This window comes from Streptomyces sp. NPDC019890, from assembly GCF_044903445.1.
Classification (GTDB): Bacteria; Actinomycetota; Actinomycetes; order Streptomycetales; family Streptomycetaceae; genus Streptomyces.
This window is the reverse complement of sequence record NZ_JBJDQK010000003.1, coordinates 602,582-620,594: the sequence shown is the minus strand read 5'-3', so window position 1 is coordinate 620,594 and position 18,013 is coordinate 602,582. Positions and strand designations below refer to the sequence as shown.

Below are 18,013 nucleotides of genomic sequence, written 5' to 3'. Positions count from 1 at the left end.
GCTGCGGACGCAGAATTTCACGGACCGGACAGTCGCGGTAGCTCCCGATTCAGGGGCAAAGAGGGGCAGGTCATCGGTAGTCGTCCTCGTCGAGGGCGACGACACGGGCCTGTTCCACGGCATCCGCCTCGTTCGCCGCGTCCGGATAGACGCGGGTCAGAGGCTCATCGTGCTCCGGCCGTACGACTGTGTGCTGTTCCGCCGCGTCGGCCTCGGGGACCTCCTCGTCGAGCTCGGAAGCCTGATCGTCGTCTTCCTCTGCAAATTCTTCAAAGGTGTCGGGGTCGCTGGGATCGACAGGCATGAGGCACCGCTTTCCATGGAGAGCGCCTTTCCTACGAGCGTAGGAGCTCCTGATTCACAGCGCTATGCGATGTGTGATGCCGAACACACGAACCACGGTGTGATCGTCTCGTAACATTGCCGCATGTCTTCGACAGAGCTGCCTGGAGTCCGCGCTGTCACCGCCGCCGCGGCCCCCAAGGTCGCGGCCGTGCGGGTCGCGGAGGGTGAGGAACTGCGCTCCGTGGAGCTGCCAGGACTGACCCTCACGGTCAGATCCCGGCCCCCGGCGCGGGCCGGACTGCCGCCCGCGCTGTACGTCCACGGGCTCGGCGGCTCCTCGCTCAACTGGTCCTCGCTGATGCAGCTGCTCCAGGACGTCGTGGACGGTGAGGCGATCGACCTGCCCGGCTTCGGGGACTCCCCGCCGCCGGACGACGGCAACTACTCGGTCACCGCCCACGCACGGGCGGTGATCCGTCATCTCGACGCCGCCGGGCGCGGGCCCGTGCATCTGCTCGGGAACTCGCTGGGCGGCGCGGTCTCCACCCGGGTCGCGGCCGTCCGGCCCGATCTGGTGCGCACGCTCACCCTTGTCTCGCCCGCGCTGCCCGAGCTGCGCGTCCAGCGCTCCGCCGTGCCGACGGCACTGCTCGCGGTGCCCGGCGTGACCTCGCTCTTCACCAGACTCACCAAGGACTGGTCGGCCGAGCAGCGCACCAGAGGAGCGCTGGCGCTCTGTTACGGAGACCCCGCGCGCGTCAGCGACGAGGCGCTGCGCAATGCTGTGCAGGAGATGGAGCGGCGCACACAACTCCCGTACTTCTGGGACGCGATGGCCCGCTCGGCCAGGGGAATCGTCGATGCGTACACCCTGGGCGGCCAGCACGGACTGTGGCGGCAGGCGGAGCGGGTGCTCGCGCCGACGCTGCTCGTCTACGGAGGGCGGGACCAGCTCGTGTCGTACCGTATGGCGCGCAAGGCGGCGGCGGCCTTCAGGGACTCCCGGCTGCTGACGCTCCCGGACGCGGGGCATGTCGCCATGATGGAGTACCCGGAGACGGTCGCCCTGGCCTTCCGGGAGCTGCTCGTCGACCGTAGGAGCTGATCCGGGGCGTGGGACGACACAGTCGCAAAGGCCCCGCACCCAAGGGCTCGGATTCGGACAGCACGTCCGGCATAGGGACCACGGACTCCGGCGGTGGACGGCGCAGACGCGCCGCACCGGGATCCGAACAGCACGCCCCCGCCGACTACGGCACACCGCAGGCCAGGGGCGGACACCCCGAGCTGCGTGAGCAGGGCGGCGGCTGGGGCGTACCGCGGCAGTACCAGAACTGGCAGGGTGCCCCGGGCGGTCAGCGGGCGCAGGCGCCTCCCGCGCCGCGGACGGTCGCCACCGGGGCGCGGATACCGGGCCCGCGACGGGAGTTCGTCGAGGCCTTCGACCAGCCGCAGTCCCGGCCGCAGCCTCCGTCGCAGTCCCGGCAGGACAGAGCGCCGGACTCCGATCCGTACGCCTCCGTTTCCTGGACCGATGGGCCGGGCGGGACCGACGCGCTCGACGACCAGGACGGCGCGCAGCAGGAGCGGCCCGCCAAGGCCGGCAAGGGGCGCACCTTCACCGGGATCGCCGCCGCCGCGGTGACAACCGTTCTCGCCGTCGTCGTGGCCGGCCAGGTGGCCGCCGACGATCCCGGCCACCCCACCGCCCAGTCCGCGGGCGACGACCGGGGCGCGGCCGAGAGCCCGGCGTCCCGGTCCGAGGACCGGAAGGCGCCGCCGAAGGACCGGCAGGCCGCCGCGCCGGGAGCCTCGTACCAGCAGCTGATGGCGACTCAGTTCCCCGTCGACGCCAAGCTGAAGGCGAGCGGGAAATTCCAGGCGGTCCCCGGCTTCGACAAGGCGCCGGGCAAGGGCCGCAAGATCCGCTACCGGGTGGATATCGAGCAGGGCCTCGGACTGGACGGCGCCCTCTTCGCCAAAGCGGTCCAGGAAACGCTCAATGACGACCGCAGCTGGGCGCACGGCGGTGAGATGACCTTCGAGCGGATCTCGTCCGGTGAACCGGAATTCGTCATTACGCTGGCGTCTCCCGGGACCACGGCGGACTGGTGCGCCAAATCCGGCCTGGACACCACGGTCGACAATGTCAGCTGCGACTCCGCGTCGACCGACCGCGTGATGATCAACGCGTACCGCTGGGCGCAGGGCTCACCGACCTACGGCGACAAGGCGATGGTCAGCTATCGCCAGATGCTCATCAACCACGAGGTCGGTCACCGGCTCGGGCACGGCCATGTGAGCTGCCGCACGCCCGGGGCGCTCGCGCCGGTGATGCAGCAGCAGACCAAGTCGCTGGACATCGACGGGATCAAGTGCAAGCCCAACCCCTGGGTGTATCCCAGTAGTTGAGTCCAGAGTGCGGGACGGGTGTCTCACGCCCGATTCCCGGCGAGGAGCTGGCCGCAGCCTGACGCTCCGTAATGAAGTGACACCTTAGCGCGACGGAACGCCACCGGCGCGCGAAAGTTACGTGCATTCACCCCTTCCGGTGGTGCGATGGACAACCGTCCGTCGCACCACCGGTACACCGGCTTAACGTCGTCCCGCTGTGAGCCGCCGGATCAACGGCGGCCGCCCACAAGGGAGATCGGGGGTGCGCTCGTGCGGATCGGACTGCTTACGGACGGTGGTTATCCGTATGCGACAGGTGAGTCCAGGCTGTGGTGCGACCGGCTTGTGCGTGGACTGGCGCAGCACGAGTTCGACATCTATGCGCTGAGCCGGAGCGCGCAGCAGGAGGACCACGGCTGGATACTGCTCCCGCCGCAGGTGCAGCGCGTGCGCACCGCCCCGCTGTGGGCGCCCGAGGACGACGGACGCACCTATGGACGCCGCGAACGGCGGCGCTTCGTCGGCCACTTCAAGGAGCTCGCCGCAGCGCTGTGCGGGGAGACCGGCGACTTCGCCGAAGGTCTGTACGGCCTCGCCGAACTCGGCCGGGAACGCGGCGGCCTCTACGCCGCCCTCCGCTCCGAACTCGCGGTACGCGTCCTCGAATCCGCCTGCCGCGCCCCCGGCACACGCCGCACACTGCACGCCGCCACCGTCCTCGACTACCTCGCCTTCGCGGACCGTCTCGAGCGCGCACTTCGCCCGCTCTCGCTCGACTGGTACCGCGATGACGGCCTCGGTGCCGTCGACCTCTGCCATGCGGCGTCCGGCGGATCCGCGGCCCTGGCCGGCCTGTTGGCCAAACGCTTCTTCGGGGTTCCGCTGCTGGTCACGGAGTACGGCGTTCAGCTGCGCGCGCACTATCTGGCGGCCGACGACCGCGAGCTGACCGCGCCGGTACGGGCCCTGCTCGCCGCCTTCCAGGGCAGGCTCGCCACCGAGGTGTACGCGCAGGCCGCCATCATCACGCCCGGCAACACGCACGCACGGCGCTGGCAGGAGAAGTGCGGTGCCGACCGGGCCAAACTGCGGACCGTCTACCCCGGCATGGAGTCGGACCGTTTCGCCGCGGTGGGCGAGAGCGACGACAGCGGCGACGAGCACACCCTCGTCTGGGTGGGCAGGATCGAGCCCGCCAAGGACCTCATCGCGCTGCTGCACGCGTTCGCGGAGGTGCGCAAGGAGGAGCCGGGGGCGCGGCTGAGGCTGTTCGGGGCGCCGGTGCACGGGCCGGAGGCCGCGACCTATCTCGCCCACTGCAAGGCGCTGGCCGCCCAGCTCTTCCCCGACGAGGCGGCCGACGCGCACGCCGTCGGCGACAACCCCGTCTCCTTCGAGGAGATCGGCGGACCCGAGGCCCCCGAGCTCGCCGACGCATACGCCGCAGGCGCCGTGGTCGTGCTGTCCAGCGTCATCGAGGGCTTCCCGATCAGCCTGGTGGAGGCGATGTTCTGCGGCCGCGCGACCGTCTCCACGGACGCCGGCGCGGTCGTCGAAGTCATCGGCGGCACGGGCCTGGTCGTGCCCCCGCGCAATCCGCGGGCGCTCGCGGACGCGTGCCTCGCTCTGCTGCGCGACCCCGAGCGCAGGGAACGGCTGGGCGCCGCCGCACGCGCCCGGGCGCTCGAACTGTTCACGATCGAGCAGAACCTGACGGCATTTCGCGCCCTGTACCTAGAGCTGATCTCGCACTCCCCGGTCCGGCGCGAGGCCGAGTCCATCGGCGCCGACGGCGAGCCGCTGCCCTTCGCCCACCCGGCCGAGGCGTATGTGCCCGGGAACTGGACGGGTGGCGGCACCGCTTCGGGCGGCCGCATCCCGCGCTGGGCGAACGGGCCGGGGCCGTTGCGCGGCCTGATCGGCGCGGCCGCGACCCGGAAGGAGGCACGCGCATGAGTACGTCGCGCATCACGGAGAGCGCGGCTGGAGAAGAACCGGCGGGCATGCGCTCCATCGACAGCCTGGCCGGCATTCCGGTCGAGGCCCCGGTCGACATCCGTGTCGACATCCAGGTCGACATTCCCGGTGCGCCCAGCAGCCCGGGTGGCTGGGACACCTGCTCGGACGCGCTGCTCGCCGACTCCCTCGCGACTGTCGACAAGGAGGCGGACAAGGAGGTCGACAAGGCGGCCGACAAGCGGCCCTACACAGCGGGCGGCAAGACGCCCGACCAGGCGTCCGGCAGGACGACCGGGCGCAAGCCCCCCGCCCCGCGCCGCGGCCCCGCCGACCCCGTCAGGGCGCTGATGCACCGCCACCGGGAGCTGTGCGAGCGGGCCGTCGACCCCTTGGAGATCGCCGCGGGCCTCGAAGCCCACGGCGTCACCGACCGGACCGCCGCACGCTTCCGCCACCGGGACGTCTTCTCCCTCGCCGAGGAGCTCTACGCGCGCGTGCCACGAGGAGCCGAGTCGTCGGCGGCCGCCGACCGCCCGGTGGGCGTCGCACCGACGCAGACACGTCCGGGCGCGGGGCGCACGCTCCTCGTGCTGCTGCCGGGCGCCGTCTGCGCGCTCGCCGTCGCCGGCCTGGAGGCCATGGAAGGCGCTGCCCGGATCGCCGCCGGAGCCGTCGGCGCCCTCTTGGCGGCCGGCGTGCTCACCCTCTGTCTGCGGCACGGCCCACTGCGCGCGCAGCGGCGCACCCTCCCCGCCGTACGCCTGTGGACGCTCTGGCTGCTGGCGTACGCGGCGTACGGCGAAGGACTCCTCGACCAGATCGGCGGCGGGCCCGATGGACCCCTGCCGATGACGCCGGCCCCGCTTGTCGCCCTCGCCGCCGCCGTCGCCCCCGCGGCCTGCTGTGCCTGGCTCTTCTCCGTGCAGGCGCGGCGCAGGCTCGACGGCAGCCGCGGCCTCGAGGAGTTCGCATCCGGCGTGCGCCCCCTGCTGCTCGGAGTTGTCGCGCTGTACGTCTGCGCACTCACGGCGCTCGTCCTGCTGGTCGGCCTCGCCCTCCCGCACACGTCCGCCGTCCCCGCCGTCGCTCTCGGCGCCCTGCTCTTCCTGGCCCGGCTGCTCATCGTCCACGGCTTCCCCGAGTCGGCGGCCGCCGGACTCGCCGCCGCCTGCGCGGCCGAAGCCACCGCGCCCGCGCTGCTGCTGGCCGGACGCCTGCCCGGCTGCGGCTTTCTGGCCGGCCCGGTCGAAGCGGCCGTCGGCGCGTGGGGCGCCGGATCCGTGCCGGCCATCGCCTGCGGGACCGCCGCACTCGGCCTGTTGGCCCACGCCACAGCGGCCCTGTCGCGGGCCTCGGCGCACACCGTCTGACCTCCCGCGGAGCCGACACCGCGGGCGTCCCCCGGCACCCGTACCGGCACCAGTTCCGGCACCGAAAGCACCATCCCTAAGGAGAAAGCGACATGACCCCTCAACCCCCAGCTCCGGCCCATTGGCACCGAGGGGCCGCGCGATGAGGGTGCTGCTGCTCGGTGCCAATGGATTCCTCGGCCGCTTCGTCGCCGACCGGCTGCTCGCCGACCCGGCCGTGCACCTCACTGCCCTCGGTCGCGGCGACGACGCCGACGTACGCTTCGACCTCGCCGGAGGCAGCCCCGGAGCCCTCACCCGCTTCCTGGGCGCCGTCCACCCCGGCGTCGTCATCAACTGCGCCGGTGCCACCCGCGGCGGCGCCCGCGATCTGACCCGGCACAACACCGTCGCCGTTGCCACCGTCTGCGAGGCCCTGCGCCGCAGCGGCTGTGGCGCCCGGCTCGTCCAGCTCGGCTGCGCCTCCGAGTACGGTCCCTCCCAGCAGGGCTCGTCGACCGCGGAGGACGCGATCCCGCGCCCCGGCGGCCCGTACGGCGTGAGCAAGCTCGCCGCCACCGAGCTGGTGCTCGGCGCGGGCCTGGACGCCGTGGTGCTGCGGGTCTTCTCGCCCGTCGGGCCCGGCACCCCGGCCGGCTCCCCGCTCGGCCGCCTCGCCGAGGCGATGCGCCGCGCGATGCAGTCCGGCGACGGCGAGCTGAAGCTCAGCGGCCTGGGCGTACAGCGCGACTTCGTCGACGTACGGGACGTGGCGCGCGCCGTCCACGCCGCCTCGCTCTCCGCGGCCCAGGGCATCGTCAACATCGGTACGGGGCGTGCCGTACGACTGCGGGACGCGGCCGCCGTCCTCGCCAGAGTCGCGGGGTACGCGGGCGCGCTGCACGAGCTGGACACCCCGTCCGGCCGCCCGCCCCTCGGCGGCCCGCGCTCCGAGTCCGTCCTGGAGCAGCTGTCCGCGACCCCGGTGCCCTACCCCGACGGCTGCGGCAGCTGGCAGCAGGCCGACGTCCGCACCGCCCGCGACCGGCTCGGCTGGCGCCCCCGTATCAACCTCGAAGAGTCCCTTGCCGACATCTGGATGGAGGCGGCATGCCGCATCTGACCACCACCGGCACCCAGCTGTCCGCGACCGGCGCGGAGAGACTCGGCTTCGGCGTGCCCGGCTATGCCCACCCGTTGCTCGCACCCGTCGAATGGGCGGAACTGACCCGGCCGGGGACGCCCCTGCACTGGGTCGTCCTCAATGTCGACGACGGCCCGGGCGCCCGCCCCGACCCGCACTGCCTGGAAGCCGTGGGCAAACTGAGCAACGCGGGCGTACGCGTCCTCGGCCATCTCGACATGGCACACGGCTCGCGCTCCTTCGGCGATCTCGTCGCCGACGCGCACCACTACCTCGAGTGGTACCGCGTGGCGGGCTTCCTGCTCGACCGATGTCCCACGGACCGCGCCGACCTGAAGGAAGTGCGGCGTACGACGGCCACGCTGGAGGCGGTCCTCGACGGCGGCCATCTGGTGCTGGGGCACGGCTCGCACCCGTATCCCGGATATGCGGAGGCCGCCGACCAGCTGGTCACCTTCTCCGGGCCGTGGACCGACTACCGCTGGTCGCAGGTGGCGGAGTGGACGGCGGACTACCCGCCGGAGCGCTTTGTGCACCTCGTGCATGGGGTGCCGCGTACGCATCTGGAGGAGGCCACCCGCATCGCGCGCTGGCAGGGCGCGGGGACGATCTTCTTCACCGACCGCACCGATGGGACAGGGTCTGGCGGTCAAAAAGGGCAGATCAACCCATTCGAGACACTGCCCGGTTACTGGGACGAAATCGTCTCGCAGATCGGACGGGGTGTCTCGGAATGAGGAGGGCCGTGGCAGTGTTACGGAGAGAACAACCGTACTGACATACCGATCAACGGAGTCCCCGTGTCGCTGCCACCCCTGGTCGAGCCAGCTGCTGAGCTCACCGTCGACGAGGTCCGCAGGTACTCCCGCCACCTGATCATCCCCGACGTCGGGATGGACGGGCAGAAGCGGCTGAAGAACGCCAAGGTGCTGTGTGTGGGCGCCGGCGGTCTGGGCTCGCCGGCCCTGATGTACCTCGCCGCGGCCGGTGTAGGCACGCTCGGCATCGTGGAGTTCGACGAGGTCGACGAGTCGAACCTGCAGCGCCAGATCATCCACAGCCAGGCCGACATCGGCCGCTCCAAGGCCGAGTCCGCGAAGGACTCGGTGCTCGGCATCAACCCGTACGTGAACGTGGTCCTGCACGAAGAGCGGCTCGAGGCCGAGAACGTGATGGACATCTTCAGCCAGTACGACCTGATCGTCGACGGGACGGACAACTTCGCGACCCGCTACCTGGTCAACGACGCGTGCGTGCTGCTGAACAAGCCGTACGTCTGGGGCTCGATCTACCGCTTCGACGGCCAGGCCTCCGTCTTCTGGTCCGAGCACGGTCCCTGCTACCGCTGCCTCTACCCCGAGCCCCCGCCGCCGGGCATGGTCCCGAGCTGCGCCGAGGGCGGCGTGCTGGGCGTGCTGTGCGCGTCCATCGGCTCCATCCAGGTCAACGAGGCCATCAAGCTGCTGGCCGGCATCGGTGAGCCGCTGGTCGGCCGGCTGATGATCTACGACGCCCTGGAGATGCAGTACCGCCAGGTCAAGGTCCGCAAGGACCCGGACTGCGCCGTGTGCGGTGAGAACCCCACCGTCACCGAGCTCATCGACTACGAGGCCTTCTGCGGCGTCGTGTCCGAGGAGGCCCAGGAGGCGGCGGCCGGTTCGACGATCACTCCCAAGCAGCTCAAGGAGTGGATCGACGACGGTGAGAACATCGACATCATCGACGTCCGTGAGATCAACGAGTACGAGATCGTCTCGATCCCGGGCGCGCGGCTGATCCCGAAGAACGAGTTCCTGATGGGCACCGCCCTTGAGGCGCTGCCGCAGGACAAGAAGATCGTCCTGCACTGCAAGACCGGTGTCCGCAGTGCGGAAGTCCTCGCGGTGCTCAAGTCCGCGGGCTTCGCCGACGCGGTGCACGTCGGCGGCGGCGTGATCGGCTGGGTCCACCAGATCGAGCCGGACAAGCCGATCTACTGACGCAAGTCCTGTGCGCGGGGCCCCGGACCGGAGTACCGGTCGGGGCCCTTCGCGCTGCTGCGGGGTGCTGCTGCGGGGTGCTGCTCCGGGGTGCCGCCGCGAGCCGCTGCTATGTGCACGTCGTACCGTTCGCCGGGACCTTGCCGTCCAGCAGATACGCGTTCACGGCCTGCTGTACGCACTTGTTGCCGCTGTCGTACGCGCCATGACCCTGGCCCTTGTACGTGAGCTCCACGCCGACGCCCTTGCCGAGGGCGTTGACCATTGCCCTCGCGCCTTCGTACGGGGTCGCCGGGTCGCCGGTGTTGCCGATGACGACGATGGGCGGCGCACCGGGAGCCGAGACGTCGGGAGTGGACCAGGCCCCGGGCACCGGCCATTCGGTGCAGCCCATCAGGGACCAGCCCAGGTAGTCGCCGAAGACCGGCGAGGCCGCCCGGAATTCAGGCAGCTTCGCCTTTGTCTGCTCCAGGGAGTAACGGTCCTTGAAGTCCACGCAGTTGATGGCCGCGTTGGCCGCCTGGATATTGCTGTAGTCACCGTCCTCGCTGCGCCCGTTCATGGCGTCCGCGAGCGCGAGCAGCAGCCCGCCGTTGCCGCCGTCGGCCTCGTCGAGCCCCTGTTCCAGATACTTCCAGTACTCCTTGGAGTACAGAGCCTGCGCGATGCCGCCGGTGGCCAGGGACTGGGTCAGCATCCGGTCGCCGCTGCCGGGGATCGGCTTCTTGTCGAGCTGCTGGAGGAGCGCGATGATCCAGTCCTGGATCTCCTGCGGTGTGGAGCCGGGCAGCAGGCACTTGTCGCCGCGGTTCACGCAGTCCTGGGCGAAGTTGGTGAGCGCGAGCTGGAAGCCCTTCGTCTGGCCAAGGGCGCCCTGCTCGGAGTTCTTCATCGGGTCGACGACGGCGTCGAAGACGGCCCGGCCGACGTTCGACGGATACAAGTGGGCGTAGACGCCGCCCAGTTCGGTGCCGTACGAGATGCCGAAGTAGTAGAGCTTCTTGTCGCCCAGGACCTGGCGCATCAGGTCCATGTCGCGGGCGGCGTTGGTGGTTCCGACGTACGGGAGTTCGTCTCCGGAGTGCTTCTTGCAGGCCTCGGCGAAGGACTTCAGGCTCTTCGTGAAGGTCTTCTCCTCGGCGGCGTCGTCGGGCGTCGCGTCCTGTTCGTAGTACGCGTCGAGCTGCTTGTCGTCCTCGCACTCCACGCCCGCGCTGCGGCCGACCCCGCGCGGGTCGAAGCTCACGAGGTCGTAGCGGGTGTGCAGGGCGGTGTAGTCGGGAGCGGCGGCGGGCAGATTGGCGACCCCGGAGCCGCCGGGCCCGCCGAAGTTGAAGATGAGGGAGCCGATCCGCTTGTTCGGGTCACGGGCCTTGGCGCGGATCAGGGCCAGTTCGATGGTGTCGCCGTTCGGCTTGTCGTAGTCGAGCGGGGCCTCCATGAAGGAGCATTCCCAGGCGATGCCGCCGGGTAGCGGCGACGGCGGTGTCCCGCCACCCTCCGCCTCCGAGGGTGCGGGGCACGTCTGCCACTTCAGCGTCTGGGTGGCGAAGTCCTTGGCCCGGTCCTGGTCCGTGCCGCCCTTGTCGCCGCTGTCGGAGCAGCCGGCGGCGGCCAGCAGCACGGAGACCGAGGCGACGAGGGCGACGGCACGGGCGCCTGCGGAAGCGGCGCGCACCGCCGAGGAGGAGGTCGGCATGCAGCCATCGTGCGCCGCGGGGGAGGGCGGCGCCCGCGACGACGGTCCATGCGGGTGGTCCGTCTCGCGTCCTCAATCGCCGGACGGGCTCACTTCCGCCCCGCCCGGCGACAATCAAGCCCGTCGCGCGGAATTCAAGCCCGTCGGGCGTTTGAGGACGGCCGGTCGGCGGGACCGCCCGGGCAATTCAAGCCCGTCGGGCGTTTGAGGACGGCCGGTCGGCGGGACCGCCCGGGCTTTTCAAGCCCGTCCGGCGATTGAGGACAAAGCGGCCGCCGGACGACCCCGGCACTACAGCGCGCCCTTGCGCGTCAGGTGGTTGAACGCGAACCACCCCGGCAGCACCGGCAGCCACAGCGTCATCATCCGATACAGCAGCACCGCCGGCGCCGCGACCTCCTTGGGCACCCCGGCCACGATCAGGCCGAAGGTGAGCGCACCCTCGACCGCGCCCACACCGCCCGGCGTCGGCGCCGCCGAGCCCAGCGCGTTGCCCGCCAGGAACACCACGGCGATGCTCGCGTAGCTGAGCGGCTGGTTGCCGTTGTCGAAGGCCCGGATCGACGCGTCCAGACACATCACGAACACACCGGTCAGCAGCAGCATCCCGCCGATGCCGGTGAGCAGCTTCATCGGCCGCTGCAGTACGTCGAGCATGCGCGGCACGACCCCGGCGAACAGCGAACGCAGCCGCGTCGAGACGAACTTGCGCAGGAAGGGGATCGCGGTCACCACCAGCACCAGCACGGCGACCGTCAGCAGCCCCGCGATCACCGTCCTCGACGGGGTGAGCGAGGCGGTCTTCTCCGTACCGGTCAGATAGCCGAAGGAGAGCAGCAGCAGGATGTGCGCGCCGAGTCCGAAGAGCTGGGAGGCGCCGACACTGGCCACGGCGAGCCCGGGCCGTACGCCCGAGCGCTGCAGGAAGCGGGTGTTCAGCGCCACGCCGCCGACCGCCGCCGGGGCGACGATCTTGACGAAGGAACCCGCGACCTGCGCGACGACGGTCCGCAGGAAGGCCACCCGCTCCGGCACGAAGCCCAGCAGGCTCATCGCCGCCGCGAAGTAGCTGAGCGCGGAGAAGGCGACCGCGGCGGCCACCCAGCCCCAGTGGGCCCTGCCGAACACGGTGCCGAAGTCGATGCCGGCGAGCTGCGAGAGCAGGAAGTACGCGGCGACCGCGCCCGCGATGAAGCTGACGAGCGTACGCGGCCTGATCCGTTCGAGACGGACCGGCTCGACCGGCGCCTGCGGCCTGATCAGCAGCATCTGGCGACGGATCTGGGAGAGCAGATCCTCCTCGCGCGCCTCGTCCATGGCCTCGTCCATGGCCCTTTTGTCGGCCTGCTTCTCCGCGCGCTCCGTCTTGCGCGCGGACTTGGGGTCGGCCTCGGCACCTTCCGTACGGGCCTGTTTGGCGGCCTCGGACGCCGCGAGCACCGCCTCCCGCTCCCGCTGGGACCGCTCGCGGGCGAGCTTGCGCAGCGTCGCCCGGGTCGAGCGGCTGAGCGCGATCGGCTGCAGCAGGGGCAGGCAGTCGGCGACCTGGTCGGGACCGAGCACCTCGACCGCGGTGGCGACCGCGCGCTCCGCGCCCACCCGCAGGCCGATCGTGGTGAGCAGCTGCGCGATGTCCATGCGCAGCACCACGTCGCCCGCCGCGATCTCGCCGCCGCGCAGGTCCGTGAGGATCACCTTGCCGGAACGATCCACCAGAATCGCGTCGCCGGTCAGCCGCCGGTGGGCGATACGTCTCGACTGGAGCGCCTTCACCTGCCGCCAGGCCCCGCGCACCAAGTCATCGGTGACCTCGTCGTCCGCCAGGGAGTCCAGGGAACGGCCGCCCAGGTGCTCGTACACCAGCATCACGGCGTCCGGACCGAGCTCGGAGGTGGCGATCAGCTTGGGGGCGTTGGCCCCGGCGGCGATCGCCGCGTAGGCCAGCAGCGCCTCCTGCTCCAGGGCCTGGCGCAGCGACTGGATGGAGCGGCGGGTGGTGATGGAGCGCAGCGTCAGCCTGCGCCACACCCGGTAGAAGAAGCCCTGCGCCTGCTGCTCGCGGTCGACGACCGTGACATCGAGGGGCGAGCCCTCCTCCAGCGTGACCAGATAGCGGCGGCCGCGGTCGCCCTGCTCGGCAGAGTCGGGGACGTCCTCGGCGCGCATGGCGGTGACCGGGCGGAAGCCGACATGGCGCAGACCGGCCAGCAGGGTCTGGCCGGTGGGCCGCACGTTCGGCGAGCCGACGGTGTACAGCGTGCCGTATGCCACGGTCCAGCCCAGCAGCACGGTGAGGATGATCGAGAACGGAGTGGTGTACCCGGCGACCAGCATCGCGAAGGCGTCGAGCAGCAGCACCACCCACAGGACCACGCGCCATCTCGGTCTGCGGGCCATTCCGACGGCCGTCATATAGGCGATGACGGGGGCGAGATAGCCGTGCACCGGATCGGTGAGGCCGCCGCCCGTCTGGGTCTGGGTCAGCGCGTCCTGGAGGGTGTCGGGCGCGGCCCGGGCGACCCAGAGGTCGGTGGCGAGGGTGACACCGTGTGCGAGCACGGCGGCGAGGACGCCGTCCGCGATGCGCAGACCGTCCCGTTTGATCAGCCGCTCGATCGCGAAGGCGACCGGGACGAGCAGCACGGCGATGCTGGAGACCAGACCGGCGATCTTGACCAGCAGGTCGGGCGCCTGGCCGGTGCCCTTGTTGATGTCCTGTTCGAGGCCGGATGTGGTGCCGTGGGCGAAGGCGGCGACGCCGAGCACCACCGCGATCGCGAGGACGCCGATGAGCAGCCGCAGCAGATCGGGGGGGCGGTGGACACGGGCGGCGAGCAGCGGCTCGTCCCCCGAGACCCGGTCGACGCTGCCCACGTCGGTTTCCTCTGCTGGCTTGGGCTGGTGCTCGTGCTGCCTTCCCTCCGAGGCTACGGGGGAGGGCGCGTCCGGGTGCGGCTCGGCCTCAGGGGTGCTTGCCGCCTGCTGAGGCTGCACGCCCTGCTCCTTCGCCGTCTCGGTCTCTTCTTGATCTCGTATCACCAGTCACCGCCCGCATGATGGTGGCACGACCGGACGACAGAGGGGTGCATCAGGGTGCATCGAGGGGGCGCAAGGTGCGCAAGATACGCCCCTTTGCTTCCTGCGGTCCACTGTGTGCGCCGGGTCCGCAGGCCGGGGCGTTGTCGGTGACGTGCGGCAGGATGGGCCGGATGGAAGAGCTGCCGGAGTACGCGGAGCGGGTGCTCGAGGTCACCGAGCTGATCCCGCCTGGCCGAGTGATGACGTACGGGGACGTCGCCGAGTGGCTGGACGAGGGAGGCCCGCGCCAGGTCGGCCGCGTGATGGCGCTGTACGGCGGCGGGGTGCCCTGGTGGCGCGTCGTGCGCGCGGACGGCACGCTGCTGCCCGGCCATGAGCTGAGCGCCCTCGCGCAGTACCGCGCGGAGGGGACGCCCCTGCGCCCGGCCGCGCGCAGCTCCGAAGGCCATGTGCCGCGCATCGACATGAAGCACGCGCGATGGGACGGCGGCGAGGGTGCGGTCGAGGGCAATGGTCCCGGGGACGACAGCGCTCACATATGACAGCTTCCGCCAAACGACGGCGGCGCGGGTGCTCCGGGGACCGTACGGATTACCAGGAGCACGCGGAGTGCGCGACAGACTCACTGCGTCCCTGCCGGGCGCTGGCGTAGCGTCTCCAGCGCGCGGCACGAACCGCTCCATCACCACCAGCACACCCACCAGGACCGGCGATCCACGTGAGCTCCTCCTCCACCTCCGGGCGTACGCCGTACCAGCAGCAGGTACGGCAGGGGGTCCCGTCACGCCCGCAGGGGCGTAGGGGGAGGACCCCCGGCGCGTACCGACTGGTGCGTACCCCGCCGGGACCGGTGGATCCCCCTCTCCTGGACGCAACTCAGCGCGCGGTGGTTGACCACGATCATGGGCCGCTGCTCGTTCTGGCAGGTCCGGGCACCGGGAAGACCACCACGCTGGTGGAGGCGGTGGCCGCGCGGGTGGCCAAGGGGGCGGATCCGGAGCGGATCCTGGTGCTCACCTTCAGCCGCAAGGCGGCGGTGGAACTGCGCGACCGGATGGCGCTGCGGCTGGGCGGGGCGCGGGGCCCGCAGGCGACGACCTTTCACTCTTTCTGCTACGCGCTGGTGCGCGCTCACCAGGACGCCGACCTGTTCTCGGAGCCGCTGCGGCTGCTGTCGGGTCCCGAGCAGGACGTCGCCGTGCGCGAGCTGCTGGCGGGTCAGCTCGACCTGGAGTCGGAGGGACTGGCGCGCAACCAGTGGCCGGACGAGCTGCGGGCGTGCCTGACGACACGTGGCTTCGCCGACGAGGTACGGGCGGTGCTCGCCCGGAGCCGCGAGCTGGGCCTGGGCCCGGACTCCCTGGCCCGCTTCGCGGCCCGCACCGGTCGTCCCGACTGGGGGGCGGCCGCGACGTTCCTCGCGGAGTATCTGGACGTCCTGGACATGCAGGGGGTGCTGGACTACGCGGAGCTGGTGCACCGGGCGGTGCTGCTGGCGGAGCGTCTGCCGTACGGCTTCCCCTACGACGCGGTGTTCGTGGACGAGTACCAGGACACCGACCCGGCGCAGGTGCGGCTGCTCCAGGCCCTGGCCGGGAGGGGCCGGACACTGGTCGCCTTCGGCGACCCGGATCAGTCGATCTACGCCTTCCGCGGCGCGGACGTGAACGGGATCCTCGACTTCCCCGACGCCTTCCGGCACGGGGACGGAAGCCCCGCGGGGGTGGCGGTCCTGACGACTTCCCGCCGCAGCGGATCGGACCTGCTGGCCGCGACGCGTCTGCTGACCCGCAGGATGCCGCTGCCCCGCCTTCCCGCGGAGAAGGCCCGGGCCCACCGGGAACTGTCCGCGGTCCGGGAAGGCGGCAGGGTCGAGACGTACACCTATCCGACCGCCTCCACGGAACTCGACAACATCGCGGACATCCTGCGCCGGGCCCACCTGGAGGAGGGCGTCCCCTGGCACGACATGGCCGTCCTGGCCCGCGCCGGCGGCCGCACCATCCCCACCGTCCGGCGCGCCCTCACCTCGGCAGGCGTCCCTCTGGCGATCGACGGCGACGACGTGCCTCTGCGCCACGAACCGGCGGTGACCCCGCTGCTGACGGCACTCCGAGCGGTGGCGGAGGCGGCGACGGAAGGGGGTACGGCGGCACGACCCGAGGCGGCCGAGGAGGTGCCGTCGGGCGACGCAGTCTCCGAAGACCACGAGCCCGCACCTCAGGTGGAGGGGGGAAACACCCGGCTCAGCACCGAGACCGCCCTCACCCTCCTCACCTCCCCCCTCGGCGGCATGGACGCCGCCGACCTCCGCCGCCTCGGCCGCGCCCTCCGCGACGAGGAGCGCGCCGGCGGCAACCGCGTCCCCGCGCCCTCCGACCAACTGCTCGCCCGCGCCCTCGCCGAGCCCGAACGGCTCGTCGCGCACGACCCCGCGTACGCCCGCGGCGCGCAGCGGCTCGGCGCGCTTCTGCGCAAGGCGCGCGAGCTCCTCGAAGGCGGCGGCACGGCCGAAGAGGCCCTGTGGCAGCTCTGGGACGGCACCCCCTGGCCGCAGCGCCTCGAGCGCGCCGCCCTCCGCGGCGGCGCGGCCGGCCGCAACGCGGACCGCGACCTCGACGCCGTATGCGCCCTCTTCGACACCGCCGCCCGCGCAGAAGAACGAACCGGAGGCCGCGGCGCCCTCAACTTCATCGAGGAGATCGAGGCCCAGGACATCGCCGCCGACACCCTCTCCAAGAGAGCCGTCCGCCCCGACGCGGTACGCCTGATGACCGCCCACCGCTCCAAGGGCCTCGAATGGCGCCTCGTCGTCGTCGCCGGCGTACAGGAGGGCGTCTGGCCCGACCTGCGCCGCCGCGGCTCCCTCCTGGAGGCCGACCGCATCGGCCGCGACGGCCTCGCCGAACCGCTCACCCCCGGCGCCCTCCTCGCCGAGGAGCGCCGGCTCTTCTACGTCGCGGCGACCCGAGCCCGAGCCCGCCTGGTCGTCACCGCCGTCAAGGCTCCGGCCGACGACGGCGATCAGCCCTCCCGCTTCCTCACCGAACTCGGCGTCGAGCCCAAGGACGTCACCGGTCGCCCCCGCCGCCCCCTCGCCGTCGCCGCGCTCGTCGCCGAACTGCGCGCCACCACCGTGGACCCGCAGGCGACACCCGAGCTGCGCGACGCCGCCGCCCGCCGCCTCGCCCGGCTCGCCGCGCTCACCGACGACGACGGCCAGCCGCTCGTGCCCGCCGCACACCCCTACCGCTGGTGGGGCCTTTACGAGCCGACCCACAGCCGGCTGCCCCTGCGGGACCGGAACCAGCCCGTCACCCTCTCCGGCAGCGCACTGGACCAGCTCGCCAACACCTGTGCCCTCCAGTGGTTCCTGGGGCGCGAAGTGAAGGCGGACGCCCCTGCCACCGCCGCCCAGGGCTTCGGCAACGTCGTCCATGTGCTCGCGGACGAGGTCGCTTCCGGACAGACCCCCGCCGACCTGGCCGTACTCATGGAACGCCTGGACTCCGTCTGGGACGCACTCGTCTTCGACGCCCCATGGAAGTCGCAGCAGGAGAAGGCGCACGCGCGCGTGGCGCTCGAACGCTTCCTGCGGTGGCACGTCATGGACCGTGGCGGCCGCGTCCCCGCCGCGACCGAGCACGACTTCGACGTGACGCTGGAGGCGGGTGAGTACGAGGTACGCATCCGCGGCTCCATGGACCGCGTCGAGCAGGACGCCGAAGGCCGTGCGTATGTCGTCGACTTCAAGACCGGCAAGCAGACCCCGACCCGCGACGAGGTCGCCCGCCACCCTCAACTCGCCGTCTACCAGCTCGCCGTCCGCGAGGGCGCGCTCGACGAGGCCTTCGACGGCCGCCGTCCCGAGCCCGGCGGCGCCGAACTCGTACAGCTGCGCCAGGCCGCCGCCAAGAAGGAGGGCGGCGAGGCGCTCCCCAAGATCCAGGCGCAGGAGCCGCTCGCGGGGGAGTGGGTCGGCGAACTGCTCGCCACCGCCGCCGGCCGCGTACTCGACGAACGCTTCACCCCGACATCTGGAGCGCACTGCACCCACTGCGCCTTCCGTGCTTCGTGCAGCGCACAGCCCGAAGGCCGCCAGATAGTGGAATAGGCGGCGCTGTGAGGCAGATCACGAGGGCCGTTCGGCAAAGCACGTGATCCA

At 71.7% G+C, this 18,013-nt stretch carries 12 protein-coding genes; 9 read left to right on the top strand and 3 right to left on the bottom strand.

All coding sequences use genetic code 11. From position 1 onward, the window contains the following. Positions 1-70: 70 nt before the first annotated feature. Complete coding sequence (locus ACI2LP_RS11175; RefSeq protein WP_404724229.1) at positions 71-304, bottom strand: hypothetical protein; 234 nt, start codon at positions 302-304, stop codon at positions 71-73. Between the two features lie 123 nt (positions 305-427). Here ACI2LP_RS11175 and ACI2LP_RS11170 point away from each other — a divergent pair, with 123 nt between their 5' ends. The 7 genes from ACI2LP_RS11170 to moeZ all read left to right on the top strand — a co-directional run bounded on the left by ACI2LP_RS11170 (position 428) and on the right by moeZ (position 9,110). Continuing rightward, on the top strand, positions 428-1,390 hold the full coding sequence (locus ACI2LP_RS11170; RefSeq protein WP_404724228.1) for an alpha/beta fold hydrolase: 963 nt from the start codon (positions 428-430) through the stop codon (positions 1,388-1,390). A gap of 8 nt (positions 1,391-1,398) precedes the next feature. After that, positions 1,399-2,697: a DUF3152 domain-containing protein gene (locus ACI2LP_RS11165; protein ID WP_404724227.1), complete on the top strand. Its 1,299-nt coding sequence runs from the start codon at positions 1,399-1,401 to the stop codon at positions 2,695-2,697. Positions 2,698-2,949: 252 nt separating this feature from the next. Further along, positions 2,950-4,635, top strand: a complete 1,686-nt coding sequence (locus ACI2LP_RS11160) for a DUF3492 domain-containing protein (RefSeq protein WP_404724226.1) — start codon at positions 2,950-2,952, stop codon at positions 4,633-4,635. Further along, positions 4,632-6,008: a hypothetical protein gene (locus ACI2LP_RS11155; RefSeq protein ID WP_404724225.1), complete on the top strand. Its 1,377-nt coding sequence runs from the start codon at positions 4,632-4,634 to the stop codon at positions 6,006-6,008. The genes ACI2LP_RS11160 and ACI2LP_RS11155 overlap by 4 nt, the downstream gene beginning before the upstream one ends. Before the next feature lie 142 nt (positions 6,009-6,150). Beyond that, positions 6,151-7,110: an NAD-dependent epimerase/dehydratase family protein gene (locus ACI2LP_RS11150; protein WP_404724224.1), complete on the top strand. Its 960-nt coding sequence runs from the start codon at positions 6,151-6,153 to the stop codon at positions 7,108-7,110. Continuing rightward, positions 7,098-7,868, top strand: a complete 771-nt coding sequence (locus ACI2LP_RS11145; protein WP_404724223.1) for a spherulation-specific family 4 protein — start codon at positions 7,098-7,100, stop codon at positions 7,866-7,868. The genes ACI2LP_RS11150 and ACI2LP_RS11145 overlap by 13 nt, the downstream gene beginning before the upstream one ends. 63 nt (positions 7,869-7,931) lie before the next feature. Beyond that, entirely contained in the window at positions 7,932-9,110 is a 1,179-nt protein-coding gene (gene moeZ / locus ACI2LP_RS11140; protein WP_404724222.1) for an adenylyltransferase/sulfurtransferase MoeZ, read from the top strand. Between the two features lie 109 nt (positions 9,111-9,219). Here moeZ and ACI2LP_RS11135 read toward each other — a convergent pair whose 3' ends face one another. Both ACI2LP_RS11135 and ACI2LP_RS11130 read right to left on the bottom strand, forming a co-directional pair. Continuing rightward, a complete protein-coding gene (locus ACI2LP_RS11135) occupies positions 9,220-10,809 on the bottom strand; it encodes an alpha/beta hydrolase (protein ID WP_404724221.1) in 1,590 nt (529 codons plus the stop codon). 291 nt (positions 10,810-11,100) lie between these two features. Beyond that, entirely contained in the window at positions 11,101-13,803 is a 2,703-nt protein-coding gene (locus ACI2LP_RS11130; protein ID WP_404724220.1) for a lysylphosphatidylglycerol synthase domain-containing protein, read from the bottom strand. 206 nt (positions 13,804-14,009) lie between these two features. Between ACI2LP_RS11130 and ACI2LP_RS11125 the strand changes: the two genes are divergently transcribed. Beyond that, a complete protein-coding gene (locus ACI2LP_RS11125) occupies positions 14,010-14,390 on the top strand; it encodes an MGMT family protein (RefSeq protein ID WP_404724447.1) in 381 nt (126 codons plus the stop codon). Positions 14,391-14,566: 176 nt separating this feature from the next. Continuing rightward, a complete protein-coding gene (locus ACI2LP_RS11120; RefSeq protein WP_404724219.1) occupies positions 14,567-17,962 on the top strand; it encodes an ATP-dependent helicase in 3,396 nt (1,131 codons plus the stop codon). The last annotated feature ends 51 nt before the right edge of the window (positions 17,963-18,013 follow it).